The 16,235-nt window shown below is 54.5% G+C and carries 14 protein-coding genes; 7 read left to right on the forward strand and 7 right to left on the reverse strand.

Features of this window, described 5'->3' with window-relative positions; translation table 11 throughout:
* The 7 genes from AC25MA_RS14990 to AC25MA_RS15020 all read left to right on the forward strand — a co-directional run bounded on the left by AC25MA_RS14990 (position 1) and on the right by AC25MA_RS15020 (position 7,182).
* The gene (locus AC25MA_RS14990; protein WP_486972164.1) at positions 1-1,440 is read left to right on the forward strand and encodes a glycosyltransferase family protein; all 1,440 of its coding nucleotides are present in this window, start codon (positions 1-3) and stop codon (positions 1,438-1,440) included.
* Positions 1,441-2,520, forward strand: coding sequence for an acyltransferase family protein (locus AC25MA_RS14995; protein WP_486972165.1), 1,080 nt, complete (start codon positions 1,441-1,443; stop codon positions 2,518-2,520). It abuts the gene before it with no gap.
* Between the two features lie 169 nt (positions 2,521-2,689).
* The gene (locus AC25MA_RS15000) at positions 2,690-3,625 is read left to right on the forward strand and encodes a glycosyltransferase family 2 protein (protein ID WP_486972166.1); all 936 of its coding nucleotides are present in this window, start codon (positions 2,690-2,692) and stop codon (positions 3,623-3,625) included.
* The gene (locus tag AC25MA_RS15005) at positions 3,615-4,562 is read left to right on the forward strand and encodes a WxcM-like domain-containing protein (protein WP_486972167.1); all 948 of its coding nucleotides are present in this window, start codon (positions 3,615-3,617) and stop codon (positions 4,560-4,562) included. The genes AC25MA_RS15000 and AC25MA_RS15005 overlap by 11 nt, the downstream gene beginning before the upstream one ends.
* 6 nt (positions 4,563-4,568) lie before the next feature.
* Complete coding sequence (locus AC25MA_RS15010; protein WP_486972168.1) at positions 4,569-4,946, forward strand: GtrA family protein; 378 nt, start codon at positions 4,569-4,571, stop codon at positions 4,944-4,946.
* A 23-nt stretch (positions 4,947-4,969) separates the two neighbouring features.
* Positions 4,970-6,064, forward strand: coding sequence for a non-hydrolyzing UDP-N-acetylglucosamine 2-epimerase (gene wecB, locus AC25MA_RS15015; RefSeq protein ID WP_486972169.1), 1,095 nt, complete (start codon positions 4,970-4,972; stop codon positions 6,062-6,064).
* Positions 6,064-7,182, forward strand: coding sequence for a glycosyltransferase family protein (locus tag AC25MA_RS15020; RefSeq protein WP_486972170.1), 1,119 nt, complete (start codon positions 6,064-6,066; stop codon positions 7,180-7,182). Before wecB ends, AC25MA_RS15020 begins: the two co-directional genes overlap by 1 nt.
* A 288-nt stretch (positions 7,183-7,470) precedes the next feature.
* Here AC25MA_RS15020 and AC25MA_RS15025 read toward each other — a convergent pair whose 3' ends face one another.
* From AC25MA_RS15025 to AC25MA_RS15055, 7 genes are all read right to left on the reverse strand, one after another.
* Positions 7,471-8,583 carry a DegT/DnrJ/EryC1/StrS family aminotransferase gene (locus AC25MA_RS15025; protein WP_486972171.1) on the reverse strand — a complete coding sequence of 371 codons (1,113 nt, stop codon included), beginning with the start codon at positions 8,581-8,583 and terminating at the stop codon, positions 7,471-7,473.
* A gap of 571 nt (positions 8,584-9,154) precedes the next feature.
* Positions 9,155-11,152, reverse strand: coding sequence for a polysaccharide biosynthesis protein (locus AC25MA_RS15030; RefSeq protein ID WP_486972172.1), 1,998 nt, complete (start codon positions 11,150-11,152; stop codon positions 9,155-9,157).
* Positions 11,153-11,199: 47 nt separating this feature from the next.
* On the reverse strand, positions 11,200-12,222 hold the full coding sequence (locus AC25MA_RS15035) for an MraY family glycosyltransferase (protein ID WP_486972173.1): 1,023 nt from the start codon (positions 12,220-12,222) through the stop codon (positions 11,200-11,202).
* On the reverse strand, positions 12,219-13,187 hold the full coding sequence (locus AC25MA_RS15040; RefSeq protein WP_486972174.1) for a UDP-glucose 4-epimerase family protein: 969 nt from the start codon (positions 13,185-13,187) through the stop codon (positions 12,219-12,221). Before AC25MA_RS15040 ends, AC25MA_RS15035 begins: the two co-directional genes overlap by 4 nt.
* Positions 13,184-14,095 (reverse strand): glycosyltransferase, encoded by a 912-nt coding sequence (locus tag AC25MA_RS15045; RefSeq protein WP_486972175.1) that lies wholly within the window; start codon positions 14,093-14,095, stop codon positions 13,184-13,186. Before AC25MA_RS15045 ends, AC25MA_RS15040 begins: the two co-directional genes overlap by 4 nt.
* A 127-nt stretch (positions 14,096-14,222) precedes the next feature.
* On the reverse strand, positions 14,223-15,173 hold the full coding sequence (locus tag AC25MA_RS15050) for a glycosyltransferase family 2 protein (protein WP_486972176.1): 951 nt from the start codon (positions 15,171-15,173) through the stop codon (positions 14,223-14,225).
* Between the two features lies 1 nt (position 15,174).
* Complete coding sequence (locus AC25MA_RS15055; protein WP_486972177.1) at positions 15,175-16,233, reverse strand: glycosyltransferase family 4 protein; 1,059 nt, start codon at positions 16,231-16,233, stop codon at positions 15,175-15,177.
* Positions 16,234-16,235: the final 2 nt, after the last annotated feature.

Below are 16,235 nucleotides of genomic sequence, written 5' to 3' on the forward strand. Positions count from 1 at the left end.
ATGAGCTCACCAGTACATCTTAACCTGACCACCTACAAATACGCTGGCGCATTCGTCATTACTGCTCTGGTATTTTTCTGGATGACTTACTATTCGGTGTCCCCCATAGCACCGAATTCCTTGCCCGTCCATCACGACGACTACTCCAACTATTCCCTTGGAGCACTCCCCTTCGAGTGGAGCTGGATTCGACCACTGTCGACCTGGCTTATTCATTTTTTGTCAACACTGGGACCGGACTATCTGATTTGGACTGTTCGCCTACTTACCATCCTCTATGTGTTTTTTGCATGGAAAATCATCAATGAACTAATCGACACCCGGCACTACCTTCTAACCACTGGGGTATTCGCCATTGCCACACTATCAACACCCATCATCGCCGAGTATGCGCGATATACAGGCATGATAACCCATACATTATCGGGGTGCCTTGGCTTGGCGGCGGCCTACCTGCTCTTCGTAGACTCGCGAAAACAGGGAAACGCCTATCTTTATCTATCTGCCGTACTATTAATTCTGTCAGCCCTAGCCAAAGAGGACTTTATCCTCTTCTATGTATTTACACTGGCTTACCTCCTGCTGAAAACCGCTAAGCCTCTGGCAAGGCGCGCAGCCATCGGCATCGGCGCCGTGCTGATATCCCTAGCGGTCGTTGCCGGTGCGAAGTTTATCGCCGCATCCAGCTTCCTGGGAGAAACAAACACACAGTCTTCGTACTTTATCGATACCTCGCCTCTCGGCGTTACCAGCACCATCATCCATTACCTGCTAGGTGCATCTCACCCGGCGATGCTCCAGCATGGGTATGTCATTCTAGGCGCATTCATATTCTGTGCATTTGGCGCCCTTGTTCTATGCATCCGCGAGCGCAATCTCGCCAAGACCCTTTACCCAATTGGCGCAGCGTTGACAATTATGGCGCCCTACTCTGTGCTCCCCAATCACGTCAATGCCTATTACGAAATAATCTGGACTCCGTTCATCGTTGGCGGGGTTTATGCGACTGTCCTCGAAATGAGCAAGGGCCTGACCACGGCACGCCGAGACCTATTTTCCCTCATCACCTTAGCAATTTTGGCCGCAGTGCTTTACGGCACAGACACGCCTGGTCGCAAGAGCATTGCATCCTGGTATGACAACGTTGCAGGCGCCAACCGCCTGTCTTTTGAACAACTGCTGTCCAACAAGGCGGCCATCAATACTTCGCCCATGACCTGCATCATCGGCGCCAGCCCTTTTTCCCCTTGGTATATGCACAGTTCACGCTACCTGTCGTTTGTCTTGGATCTGCAGACCGTTTGGCACATTTCGCTTGATGCTAACTCCCCCTATTACCCCGGCATGCAGCAAGGTGCTGCAGCATCCAATGGTAAGGTCGTGATTGAACCCACCCCCCCCACTGACTGCCTGACAATCAGACTCGGAGATAACTCATAAATGAAGACGTTAGGGGACTTGTTTGTCGGCAAGGAAAACAACCTTACATTCATTCGTTTGGTGGCTGCACTGGCAGTGATTTACGGGCATACCAACGCCATCGTTGCGACGGCCGGCCCAGACTGGGTGACACGAACCACAAACTATGCATTCGCCGGTGGCGTTGCCGTGGATCTGTTCTTTCTGATTAGTGGCTTCCTGGTCACAGCCAGCATATTGAAAGGCGGCGCTATAAACTACATCATCTCGCGTGCATTACGAATTTTTCCGGCCCTTTGGGTAAATTTGTTCTTGGTCACCTTTTTACTAGGGGCCATAGTGACGACACTTCCGATTCGTGATTACCTGACCCATGGTGAGGTCTGGAGTTATTTCAGTGGATTGGCATTGGCTTATAAAGGTGGTTTTTTCCTGCCAGGCGTTTTTACTGAAAACCACAACCAAGCAGTCAATGGGTCAATCTGGTCGGTCCTAATTGAGGTTTGGCTGTACATCGTGCTTCTTGGGGCATTCCTGCTTGGTTTAATGCGCAGCAGAGCAATATTCAACAGCGTATTTTTTATCGTTATAGTCGCTGGTTGGAGCAACTACTCAGAGCTTATAGCCTACATCAACAACTCCACAATGTATCACGTATGCCTTTTCTTCTACATTGGTTCGTTTCTCTACATGAACCGCATGCACATACCGGCAAGCCCCTACTATCTGCTGATAGCATTATTCCTTGCTGGCATCACTATTAATACAGACCGTTTTGCATTTTCCTATATTATCGTACTGGTCACTTTCTTCTGCTCGGTCAGCTTTCTCAAACAGTTTGCCTGGCTTGATCGATTTGGAGACTATTCCTACGGAGTCTATCTCTACGGTTGGCCGTGCCAGCAACTGGTAGCCTGGCTCTTCCCTGGGTTCTCCGGCCTGCAGAACTGTGCGGCATCGATCACCTTGGCCCTGCTTTGTGGCGTCTTGTCTTGGCACTTGATCGAAAAAAAGGCTATGCGACTGAAACGTCTTATCCTACGCCCTGCTAACAGCCTGCCGCTCAGCCCCTCTCCTATTCCACAGCAGCAGGGATCGTGATACCGTTATTCGAAAACCAATAGCGAACGCTGATTTATATTGCTTTCGCTCATAACACCCAAGCGAATTCCTGGGCATTTCGCCTCGACCTCCGCCGTCGGCAAAGCAGTTTGACGACGGTTACCGGTTGCGAAAGCCATACGCTGCACATGAAAAGGAGCATTCAGTTTTGCTAAGTTTGATTATCCCCGTCTATAAGAACGAAGGGTCATTACCAGACCTTCTGGCAGCGGTTAGCAAGCTGAATCAGGAAGTCTCGTCCAATTTCGAAGCAGTCTTTGTTGTAGACGGTAGTCCTGATCGCTGCTATGAGGTTCTACGTGACCAGCTCCCCAGCCAGTATTTCTCCTCAAAACTCATCCTGTTGACCCGTAATTTTGGCTCCTTTCCCGCTATTCGAATCGGCCTGCAACACGCCAGGGGTGACCGCTTTGCTGTCATGGCCGCCGATTTGCAAGAGCCGCCGGAGTTGGTCATCAAGATGAATGAAGAGCTACTGACAGGCGCATATGATGTGGTGCTGGGCGTCCGAGAGGCACGAGACGATCCATTTTTCTCCCGTTTGGCGGCAAAGACGTTCTGGGGACTTTATCGGCGCTATGTCGTGGCGGATATCCCAGAAGGAGGCGTTGACGTATTCGGTTGCAACAAGGCCTTCCGCGATACCTTACTGACCTTGGATGAACGCCACAGTTCGCTGATCGCACAAGTGTTTTGGCTGGGATACCGACGCAAGACCGTTACATACTCCCGACTGAAACGTCAACATGGCAAGTCAGCGTGGACGTTTTCGAAGAAATTTAACTACATGATGGACAGCATATTTGCGTTCACTGACCTACCAATTCGTGTGCTTACAAGGCTAGGGGCAGCCACGACAGTCGTGGCTGCCGCCTTCGGAATCATTGTTGCCATTGCCCGACTACTTGGCCTGATCACGGTTTCAGGTTATGCCATGACCATCAACGTTATTGTACTCCTCGGCGCCGCTAACCTGTTAGGCCTCGGCATAGTTGGCTCCTATGCTTGGCGCACTTATGAAAACACCAAAACCCGCCCTATCGCGATCGCGCTGAGAACAGAGGCGTTCAACAATGAAAAATGAACAGGCGACTTATTTCATTCACCCCGCCAGTCTTTGTGAAAGCAGGGATATTGGTGACAATACGCAAGTACATCCGTTTACGTTCATACATGCCGGATCCCGTATAGGTTGCGAATGCGTAATTGGTGAACATGTCGTCATTGAAAATGATGTCATATTGGGTAACCGAGTCACCATCAAGTGTGGCGTCCAGCTATGGTCCGGCATCCAGATAGCCGATGATGCCTATATTGGTCCGAACGCCACTTTTTCGCCCGAGCCGTCTGCCACCTCCTCGATCGCAGGCTGCGCAATTAATGTGGGGAAAAAGGCGGTCGTGGGAGCCAATGCCACGATTCGTGAGGGTGTGACACTCGGTGAAAACTCGATTATCACACCTGGTTCCGTAGTTGAACGCACCGTTCCTCCCTTTGCAATCGTTTCCGGAAATCCCGCGAAGATTGTCGGCTATGCGAACTCTTCCAACACCGCCTCTCTCAAGGAGGAGGCAACAAAGTCGGCAGAGGCCGGCCTGGTAGCCACCCGTGTCAGAGGTGTAATGCTGCACAAGTTTAAATCGGTTACTGATTTGAGAGGCAGCCTTTCGGTTGGTGAGTTTCCACGCGATATTCCCTTTGAACCCAAACGCTACTTTCTCGTTTACGATGTTCCCACTGCGGATACTCGAGGTGAGCATGCCCACCATCGCTGCCATCAATTCCTTATCGCGGTCAAGGGGAGCATTAGTGTCGTCGTCGATGACGGAATGGTTAGAGAAGAAATAACTTTGAACAAGCCGGAACTTGGACTATATTTACCACCAATGACTTGGGGCATTCAGTACAAGTACTCTTCTGATGCAGTGTTGCTAGTCTTTGCTTCCGAGCCCTATGATGCAGCCGACTACATTCGTGAATACAGCGAATTCAGCAGACTCAGCCGTGCTTCCCGTGAGTAGATACCTATGAGCCGACAGTCTCTGTCCGTCGAATCCGCGAAATTCCTGCTCGGCGGCGGCCTGAATACGGCATTGACCTATGCAATTTATTATATTTTGCATTTAACATTACCCTATCAGTTCGCCTACGCCGCTGCCTACCTTTCGGGTATCGTTTTTTCCTATTGGATCAATGCCACATTTGTCTTCAAGACGCCTATGACTTGGCGAGGTCTCTTTGCCTACCCAGTGGTCTATCTGGTTCAATATCTCATTTCGGCCTTGCTGCTGGGCACTCTTGTCGAACAACTTGACGTGCCAAAAATACTCGCTCCGCTGGTCGTCATATTCGTAAGTATCCCTCTTACGTTTATCATGACACGCTGGATACTCCGCCGCCCCTGAACAAATAGACAATAGGTTCTTTAATGAAAATCATCTGCACGGTCGGCACTCGGCCTGAAGCCATTAAGATGGCTCCGGTTATCCTCGAACTCAAAAAACAATCCTGGGCACAAGTCCGTGTACTTGCTACCGCGCAACACCGTGAAATGCTTGATCAGGTCATGGCATTCTTCGATATTGTTCCTGATATCGATCTCAATATCATGAAACCCAACCAGAACCTTACGGAACTCACCGCCCGCCTGCTGCTTGAGCTAGACAAAGTGCTTGTCGATGAGAAGCCAGATGTGGTAATCGCCCAAGGCGACACAACAACCGTATTTGCAATGGCCCTGGCCTGTTTCTATCGTCGCATTCCTTTTGGGCATGTCGAGGCAGGCCTACGTACTTGGGATATGCAGAATCCATTTCCGGAAGAAGCCAACCGCGTTCTGGCGGGGCGACTGACCCGTTGGCATTTTTCCCCCACCGAAAGTTCAAGGGAAAATCTGCTGCGTGAAGGCATATCTTCTCAGAATATTCACGTCACCGGTAACACAGTGATTGACGCGCTGCTCATGACTGCGCAAAAAGACTTGCAAATTGGAGTCGAAACGGATCCAAGCAAACGACTTGTCTTGGTTACCTCTCACCGTCGCGAGAACTTTGGTGAACCGTTCGAGAATATCTGCCGCGCACTGAGAGACCTTGCCGAACGCAACCCGGACATCCAGATTCTCTACCCTGTGCACCCCAACCCTAACGTCAAGGATGTCGCGCACACCATGCTGGGAAACATCGAAAATGTTGTCCTCTGTCAACCTCTGGACTACGCTCCATTTATCGCTGCAATGAAGCAGGCTTATCTGATCATTAGCGACTCGGGCGGTGTTCAGGAAGAGGCGCCGGCACTGGGTGTTCCAGTACTTGTCTTGCGTGACGAGACCGAACGACCGGAGGCTGTAGATATTGGCGTAGTAAAACTCGTCGGGCCAAACCATGAACGTATCCTCGCTGAAGCTCAGACCCTGCTTGACAACCCTGTCGCCTATAAAGCGATGGCACGGGGCGTCTCCCCCTATGGAGATGGCAAGAGCTCTGCGCGCATAGTTGCCGTATTGAAGAAGCACTTCGCCTGATGCAGCTGGTCTATCTATCTCCTGTCCCTTGGAGCAGCTTCGCGCAACGTCCCCAGAAGTTTGCTCGCTGGTTCCACTGCATTACCCAAGGTAAAGTGCTTTGGATAGACCCCTATCCGAGTCGCTTACCACGGGTGAGCGACTTGTTGCAGGCGCGCGGCCACGACTCGGGTATCGAAGCGTCGGAGCCATGGGCGGAGGTAATTCGGCCCCGCTCGCTTCCAATCGAGCCCCTACCTTTCTCCGGCGCGATCAATTACCGTCTGTTCTGGACATCGCTCATCGAGACCGTGGGGTCTTTTGCCAAACAGCAGCAGACATTGCTTGTAATTGGAAAACCTTCCGAATTGGCATTGAGGCTAGCCGCCGAGCTAAAATTCAGTGATGTAATCTATGATGCGATGGATGATTTTCCGGCATTTTTCTCTGGACTATCTCGTCTATCAATGCGCCGTCGCGAGAATAAGATAGGGGCGCAAGCCACAACCGTGCTGACCTCATCAACACTGTTAACCGAAAAGTGGCGATCGCAGCATACGGACGTACGCTTCATAGCAAATGCGCTCGACCCCGAACTGATGCCTAAGCTAGCCAAACAGAAAGGATCTAGCCATCGGAAGATATTTGGTTATATTGGCACAGTCGGCGCATGGTTCGATTGGGAATGGATCGTAAAACTTGCCATCGCTCGCCCACAGGACGCAATCTTGATCGTCGGCCCTCTTAGTAATCGCTTCAAAGGCACCCTTCCAAGTAATGTATCTATACACCCGGCTTGCAGTCATCGTGAGGCTCTAGAGCTCATGCTCACTTTCGACGTAGGGCTCATACCGTTTCGGCAGACCCCTCTCACGGCTGGTGTTGACCCAATTAAATATTATGAGTATATCGCGACTGGTCTTCCAGTCATGTCGACTCGTTTTGGTGAAATGTGTTATCGCGGCGACAAACTGGGCGTCTATCTATGCGATCACCACGACTCGATGCTGACGCTGTCAGAAGCGGCCCTGGCTTATACGCCTCCCTCTCCCTCTTTTATAGAGAAATTCAAAGCGGAAAACAGCTGGCATGCACGCTTCAATGACACTAATCTTCTGAAGATCAACGCAGATTTGTAGCATGATCAGAAATTAAAATATCTACCACTTAAAAGGAAAGCGCAGACAAGCTGGGTCTTGGCTATACTTATCAGACAACCACGGAGCACGGACCACAGCCTGTCACTAAACGTCTTTATTGCTACACAATTTCAATAACACTATGCCCGGGAGCCCAGCTGGACAACGCTCGTTTCGCATTTACCTTTATTATTGTAAGCGCTACCCCTCTCGACATGCACCGACTTAATCTGTGTATGGAAGCCCCCCTTATCCGTGGTTTGGTTACCTTCCTCACATCATACCGCTTTAACAAAAACTATTGCAGGCTTCAATCACCGCTGCAACTTGGCCATCATCCATGCAGGAGCTCATTGGTAAACTGAGAATTTGTTCATGAATCGCTTCAGTAACAGGGAGATGAAGGTGATTGAATTGCACGTATGCCTGCTGCCGATGTGGTGGTATCGGATAGTGAATAAGCGTCTGCACACCCTTGTCCTGCAAGTGCTTTTGTAGTGCTGCACGAGCATCACTACGGACAACGAAAACATGCCAAACATTACTCTCTGCCATGGCTTGCTCAGGCGGGCAAGGCATGATCAATCGCTCATTATCAATACCCCGAAGGTATCGTTTGGCCACAGTTCTACGATGATTAGTCTGTTGATCCAGATACTTCAGTTTGACAGACAGTATCGCAGCCTGCAGCTCATCCAGACGACTGTTTACTCCTGGCATGATATTTTGGTACTTGATATGAGAACCATAATTGCGCAGAGCCTTCAAGGTTCGAGCAAGTTCTGCATCATTGGTGGTGATGGCACCGGCATCCCCCAAAGCACCAAGGTTTTTACCCGGATAGAAACTGAATCCCGAAGCATCACCCCAGCTCCCTGCTCTCTTTCCATTAAAAGCTGCGCCGTGAGCTTGCGCGGAGTCCTCTAGAACCAGAAGGTTGTGCACATCGGCGATTTCACGAATAGTGGCTACATTGGCCAAACGTCCATATAAGTGCACAAGCAGGATGGCCTTGGTTTTAGCGGTGATCGCTGAGCGCACCCGCTCTGGACACAAATTATAACTAGCGATATCAGGCTCAACTAGCACAGGCACCAACCGATTTTCGGTGATAGCGAGGATACTGGCGATATAAGTATTAGCCGGAACGATAACTTCATCACCCTCACTGAGCTTACCCATCAATTTCCAAGCTCGTAAAGTCAGGGTTAAGGCATCCAGTCCGTTCGCCACACCAAGACAATGATCGACGCCGCAATAATCCGCAAACTGACTTTCGAACACCTCTAATTCCGGCCCCGCGATATACCAGCCGGAGTCAATCACACGCGTACTGGCGGCCACCAACTCGTCGCGCATAGCTCCATTAATTTTCTTCAAATCCAAAAAAGGCACGCTCAAAATAGCTTCTCCAAAATGACACGCAACAAAGCTCAATGTCCGATTTCGCCAACAAAAAGCTGGCCCTGTCCTTGCGATTAATTATTAGTTATAACGTCATAGGTAGTTCAACAGAAGGCGATAGCGTTAAAGTTAACACTACCACCACGCTCATTAGCACACAAATAATCACCCATCTCCTAGTGAGCGCGAGTGCGACACTCCGTTTTCAGAAAATGTGAGCATAGTCTAGGGTCTGTATGAAACTTATCTGCACTCGCCCTTACTGTGTTGAAACGGGGCTTAGAATACTCATGAACTCCAGTACAATCTGCTCCCTTACCCCGTTTCGCCTTGGCTGGCCTTCGCGCAGGCACATTTCGTACAGCCCCTAAGATCCAAAGCATCCTGGCAATAGCTGCCCAGAAGTCGCGTCGCACCAATTAGTTACAATCCCCTTGAGGATTTCCTGATCGAGGATCAATAGTTCTGCCAAGGTGAAACGAGGCACGTTCGCCAGCTACACATCGCTGCGTGCCTCTAACTAGACTCAACCGAGATACTGCCGGTGTAGAAAGCAAACCGGCAAAGCTCAACGCTGATGTCGACGCTGCTGGTAAATCCAGTCGACAATTTCGCCCTCGGGAGCATAACCACTGACCATTTCCCGGAGCGTCTGCCGAACTTGAGTATAGTCATCTGTATCAATGGCTTTGAGCAGGACGCTCAGGTGCTCTTTCAAGCGATCCCACATCAGAAAATCTTCTTGAGCGCTCATGATCATCGGATGCCGGGTGCCCAATACATTGTCCCCAATCAGCAGCTCTTCATAGAGCTTCTCGCCAGGGCGCAAGCCGCTGAACTCGATGGCGATGTCGCCATGCGGGTTACACTCGGAACGCACACTCAAGCCGGAAAGATGAATCATCTTTTCCGCCAACTCCACAATCTTGACTGGCTCGCCCATGTCCAGCACGAACACATCGCCCCCCTGCCCCATGGAACCCGCCTGGATCACCAGCTGGGCCGCCTCGGGAATGGTCATGAAGTAACGAGTGATCTTCGGATGGGTCACGGTCAGCGGACCACCGGCCTTGATCTGCGCGTGGAACAACGGAATCACCGAGCCGGACGACCCAAGCACATTGCCAAACCGCACCATGGTGAAGCGGGTCTTATTGACTTGGGCGACATTGCCGACATCTCCCATGAGCCTTGGTGCGCGCTCATTGCTCAAGGCTTGCAGCACCATCTCGGCCAAACGCTTGGTACTGCCCATGACATTGGTTGGGCGCACGGCTTTGTCGGTGGAGATCAACACGAAATTGGCGACCTGGGCCTGCAGTGCCGCCTGGGCGGTGTAGAGCGTACCGATGACGTTGTTCTGCACACCTTCGGCAATGTTGTGCTCGACCATCGGCACATGCTTGTAGGCGGCGGCATGATAGACAGTGTCGACCTTCCACGCCTGCATGATGTCCAGCAGCTTTCGCTGATCTCGCACCGACCCCAGGATCGGTATCAGTTGCACACCAAGCTGATCCTGACCGATGCGTTCTTCCAGCTCCTTGGCGATGCTGTACAGGTTGAACTCGCTGTGTTCGTACAACAGCAGCGTGCGCGGCCGCTGGCCAACGATCTGCCGGCAAAGCTCCGAGCCGATCGAGCCACCGGCGCCGGTAACCATTACCGTGTTCCCGGCAATGCAGCGCGCCAGCAGGTCTTGCTGAGCGGGCACGGCATCGCGCCCTAGCAAATCGGCGATATCCACTTCCTGGATATCATCCACCTTGACTCTACCACTCGCGAGATCCATGAAGCCTGGCACGCTACGTACATGCAGCGGATAGCCTTCAAGCAGGTTGAGAATCTCGCGGCGCCGGCTTCGGCTTACCGAGGGCAACGCCAGGAGGATTTCCTCGGCGCCAGTGGCGTCGATCATGCGCTGCAGATTCTTGGGAGCATAGACCTGCAACCCAGCGATCATCCGGTTGGTCAGGCTGGCATCGTCATCAATGAACGCTACCGGGCGCATGGCCTTGCCCATCCGCAGGGCGGCCATCAGCTGGTTACCTGCCGCGCCAGCGCCATAGATAGCGACCCGCGTGGACGCCTCGCCCTGGTTGGAGCGCCCTCCCTGCGTCGCTGCGCTGTTGAACCAGTCGCCCAGAAAGTATTGGCGCATCAGCAAGCGCAGCCCACCGAGCATGATCATGCTCAACCACCAATAGTTGAAGGTGATCGAGCGAGGCACCACATTCTCTTTGTTACCCACCCAATAGATGAGCAGCCCCAATACCAGCGCCGACAGCGTGACCGCCTTGATGATGGTGATCAATGCGTCATTACCGAAATAACGCAGTACCGCCCGATACATGCCGACCCGGATGAACAAAGGAATAGCCACAAGCGGCGCGCAGATGAACAGCCATGAATGATCACGCAGCGGGTCGATCACATCATCGATACCCAGCCGCACCAGGAATGCCAGCCACAGCGCGACCCACACCAGCACCACATCCGCCGCGACCTGCAGCAGACGCTTGTGCCGACGAGACAATCCCAGCAATCGGGCACGCAGCCTATCCATAAAACCCCTGCAAGTGTTGTCTGACACTAAAACATTCCCTATTCATCTCACTTTGCCGGATGCTCGAGCGCACCGGCGCGCCAGCGCACTGCCAACAACACCAGCGGCAGGTAGGCAATCACCACGCCCACTGCACCATCGAGGCCAAACAGTGCCACGCACAATGCCACTGGCAGCAGCCAACCCACATTGATCGCCGTCACCGCCAACGTCACGGGCAAGTGCCGACCATAGTGGCGCGAAGCGAACTGGTAGCCGTGACTACGGTGCGCTTCGTATACCTTGTCACCGCGCAACAGGCGACGGAACAGGGTGAACGTGGCATCGACCACGAATACGCCCAGCAATATAAGCCAGCACCAGAACAGCTGCGGCGAATGCCAGGCCGCCTGCAGCGACAGGCCCGCCAGAACGATACCGAGAAAACCGCTGCCGGCATCGCCCATGAAGATCTTCGCCGGCGGGAAGTTCCAGAACAGGAAACCCGCCGTGGCCGCCGCCAGCAACAGGGGCAAGGTCATAAGCTCGGGCGCACCGAGCAGCATCGCGATCACGGCCATGCCGATACCGACGCTGATGGCCTCCAGACTGGCGATGCCGTCGATACCGTCCATGAAATTGTAGAGGTTGAGCATCCACACGCTATAGAACGCCGCCAGGAGGTAACCAAACCACTGCAAGTCCAGGTGCAGGCCCGCGAACACCAAGGGGGCCAGCCCATCGAGCCAGAACAACATCCAGGCCGCGGCGGCGAAATGGCCAAGCAGGCGCCAACGCGCCGCAATATGGCCATGGTCGTCCATAAAACCGATTACCGCCACCAGCGCGCCAGCACCGCCGATACCTATCAGGACGGCAGGCGGCGCCCAACCGAGCACACCCAGTACCGGCAGGCATGCAAGGAAGGTTACCACGATCGCTACACCGCCGCCGCGGGGCGTGGGGACGGTGTGCGAACTACGGGCATTGGGTAAATCGATGATCTGCCGGTTCAAGGCGTAACGTCGCAGGGCTGCTGTCAGTAGCAGAGAGGCCCCGACAGCCAAAGGAAGCAACCACCATCCTGTCATTGTTCACGCTCTTTCAAAAAATGTTCGGCAGTCGCCTTGAATGCCTGTTCGACGCCTACCGGTGGCGCCCAGCCCAACAGCTCGCGGGTCTTGCCGATATCCACCTGCAGCGAGCCGCACAGACGCTGGGCCAGTGCGCCCTTGCCGACCAATATGGCTGCACCGCGCAACCACGACGCCGGCACTGGCAGCAACCGCGCAGGTTTGCCAAGCGCCACGCCAAGGCCCACCAGCAGCTGAGTCGTGGAGAGGTCTTGCCCGTCGCTGACCAGGAAGGTCTGGTTGGCGGCGGCTGGGTGATCGATGCAGGTCACCAGCAGGTCGACCAGGTTGTCCAGCGCCACCAGGCTGCGTGCATTGTGGATCGCGCCAAAGGGCAACGGCACACCTTTGCCCAGCCAGCCAAGCATGCTGCGAAAATTGGCTTTGACACCTGGACCATACACCAACGGCGGGCGCACGATGACCACTTCCAGCGAGGTGTCGCGGGCCAGTTGACGTAACGCCTCTTCGGCCTCGTGCTTGGAGATGCCATATGGGTCCTGCGCAGCGGGCTGCTCATCGGCGGTGAACGGCCGGCGGCCATCGGTGGTCTCGCCATTGACCTTGACGGAACTGACGAAGATAAACCGCTTCACCCCAGCCCGCGCTGCCGCGCGCGCGACGTTGAGAGTGCCCTCGACATTGACTTTGCGAAACGCCGCCAGGGGATCCTGGGAGGTCTCGTTCATCACATGCACCCGCGAGGCGAGATGGATGACGGTGTCGACGCCAACGAACACTGCCTGTTCCGAGGGGATCGTGCACAGGTCATCGATCAGGCAGTATTCGATACCTGGGCGTTCACCCTCGGGGATGCGCCGTACCAGCGCCCGCAGCGGTGCTTTGTCTTCGCGTAGCAACCGACGCAGGAGCGCGCTACCGACAAAACCGGTAGCGCCGGTGATCAGAAGTCCTGCGCTCATTTGCTCGCCCCGACCATAGCCAGAGCCAGGCAAAACACGGCGAAAGACAACTGGTCCCTGGGCCGACGCCTACACTGGCGCCCCTTGCAAGCCAGTCTCAACAGGGCGCTGCGATCCAAGCGTTGCCATTGCCTGACGAAAGGATCGTCAGCCAAACCGACCAGCCGGGCAATCAGATGAGACTGCCCCAACCACCAGCCATTGAGCACCTTGGCCAGGCGCGCCTTGTAAGCACTGATTCCGCTGTTTACACCGACCTGGTTGCTGGCGTGTTGTCGGTAGCGCATGAGCGCCTGGTCATCTATATGCCAGCGGAAGCCATTTGCCCTGGCGAAGGCATAGATGTACCAGTCATGCAGGCTGACCCGATGCAAGTCCTCGCCTTGACTGCGCAGGTTTGCCTGCAACGCTTTCATCAAGTTGCGATCAAGTATGTAAGTGCAGCCAGGCCCGGCTGCCTCGAACAAATGGTCGTGGGCGACTTGCGGCTGCGACTTCCTGACGATCCGCTCGCGGCCATCAGCCCAGAATGCCAGAACGTCCGATGAAAAACCGTGAACAGGCTGTTGCTTTAAAACCTCGCAGCCGCGGGCCAGCTTGCCATCAAGCCAGATATCATCCTGGTCGGCCAGGGCAAAGAAATCATGATCGTCTGCTGCCGCAGCCTCGATCAACCTGAAAAAATTCGGGGCAGCGCCACCAAAACGCAGACCGTGAGGCAGCACCTTGACGCGTGGCTCGGACCGCGCGAGCTCGTCGACCCAGGCTTCGGTGCCATCGGTGGAGCAATCGACACTGATCAGCAGACTCACGGACACACCGCGCTGATCAAGGATGGAGCGAACCTGTTCCTCGATGAATTCGCGGCCATTATAGGCGGCGAGCAGGACTAGACATCTCGGTGTCATTGCGATTCACGCCCCCGTTCAGGAGCCCCTTCTAGCAGTTGGTTCAAAATTCCGTATCCACAACACTTGAAAATGACTTATCTGGGGAACAAGGCCGCGGCGGCCATGACAGCCGCCATATTCGGCATCACTGGAAACGCCCTTTGCCCATGCGCTTTCGCACCCCGTCCCCCACCGCGCCGAGCAACAGACGCAGAGCAAAAGCACGCTTGGCTGAATACCACGAATAGCAACACAGGTAATAAGGAACCTTGAATACCAGTTGCAGCCTTGTCGCGACCGAGAGCGAACTCCACAAAGCCAGGAACACGGCGTTTCGCACGATGAAGTAGTTCCTGAAGTCCGAGTGCAGCAACACACGTCGCCCCATCAGGATGACGAATTCATCACCGATACTGTGCTTCATCGTCACCGACGGGACAAGGTAGCACCCATACCCCGCCAGCGCGGCCCGCTCGCCCCATTCGATATCGACAAAGTCGATGAACAGGTTGTCCTGCATACCGCCAATGCGTTCAAGCACGGACAAGCGGATCAGCGAACCCGACGCAATGATATAGGTCGAGCGTACCGGCTCTTCCCCCGCAAGGTCGATTGGCGCCTTCCGGGGGCCAAACAACCCAGGTACGATGGCCGGGGCCGGCTCACCCGTCTTGCCATCGACAAACACCGGCCCGACTGCGGCAACCGCGCTACCAGCCTCAAGCAGGCGCGCCTCATGCTGCAAAAGCCGCGACACGGTTTCAGGCTCGAGTTCGCTGTCCTGGTCCATCAGCAACACGTGACTCAATCCGTCGTGCCTGGCAAGCTCGATGCCCCGGTTATGTGCAGTGGCGATCCCGAGGTTGTCGTTCAAGGGGTGGTAGATAACGTTGGCGGCGCCCAGGAGCGTTCCGTAATCGTCGCACCGCCCACCTGGGGTGTTGTCGATGACATACACCACTTCGACTTGCCCCACCACACTCGTGACAAGCCGTTCCAACAGGCCATGATCAGGTCGATAAAGCACCACGATAGCGCCAACACCTCGGACGGCGGCTTGGTCACGCGGCTCACTGAGTAGTTGCACCATGCTCATGTCAGGCCGCCTCAGCAAAATAAGCGAGCATTTTTCGCGAGATCCGGGCCCAGTCGTACTCGACCACTACCTCTGCGGCCCGCGCCCTCATCGCCTGGCGCTGGGATGGCAGCATATCGAGATATCGCTCGAGGGCCGCGGCGATGACATCGGTACTCACCTGCTGTACGCAGATCGCAGCGCCTTCACGCGCCGGGCCGTAATTGGAAATCACCACACAACCGCTGGCCATGGCCTCGAGGCATGGGTAGTGAAAGCCACCATCCTGCAATAGCCCTGTGGCCACAAAGACATCGGCCTGCCGATAGAACGACGCCAATGCCCGGTCGCCATGAGGCTGGGAAAGCCGCACGAACCCATACTGCGCAAGATCGACTCCTTCGGGCAGTTCGAACGCGATATTCAGTACCAGATTGCGGCCCGTCGCCTGCCGTACGCGCTGCACCGCGTCGATGATTTCCCGGGTGCCCTTCCAGGCGAGCGTGCGGCCAATGCAGCCAACCACGATCTCATCCTCGGCAGCTTGATGTGGCTGATGCACATACACCCCCAGATCGATACCAGGCTCAACGACGCGCTCGGCCTTGAGCAACTTGTAGTTGCGGTAGATCGCACCGTTGACCACCTTGTGCACAGGCAGGAAATAACTGAACCCGGCAAGCGCCCGCGAAATCAACGTCCCAGGCGTGCGCCCTGGGAAAAACTCCGGCTCGTAGGCTTGGATGTAATACCAGGCTTTGCCGGTGCCCAGGGCTCCCAACCAGACGGGAAAGGCTGTCAGGCAGAAGTTGGCAAGGAACACGTCGAAGCGTCGACGGTTGCGCAGCACGAAATACAACATGCCCAGCAGATTGAACAGCCCGCGGATCACCGGCACATTGGGGAAAGGGCTGCGGTACGTCTCGATCTTCGCCCGGGTCGGGTAATAAGGCTCGTTGATGGCCTGCGAGGCGAAAAACACCACCTCATGCCCTTGCGCAAGAAAATCATCGGCCAAGCGGGACAATACCCGCATACCACCAGCGGCCGAAAATCCCAATATAGGTATCGCTACTTTCATGA

It is taken from the genome of Pseudomonas sp. P65(2024), from assembly GCF_057480955.1.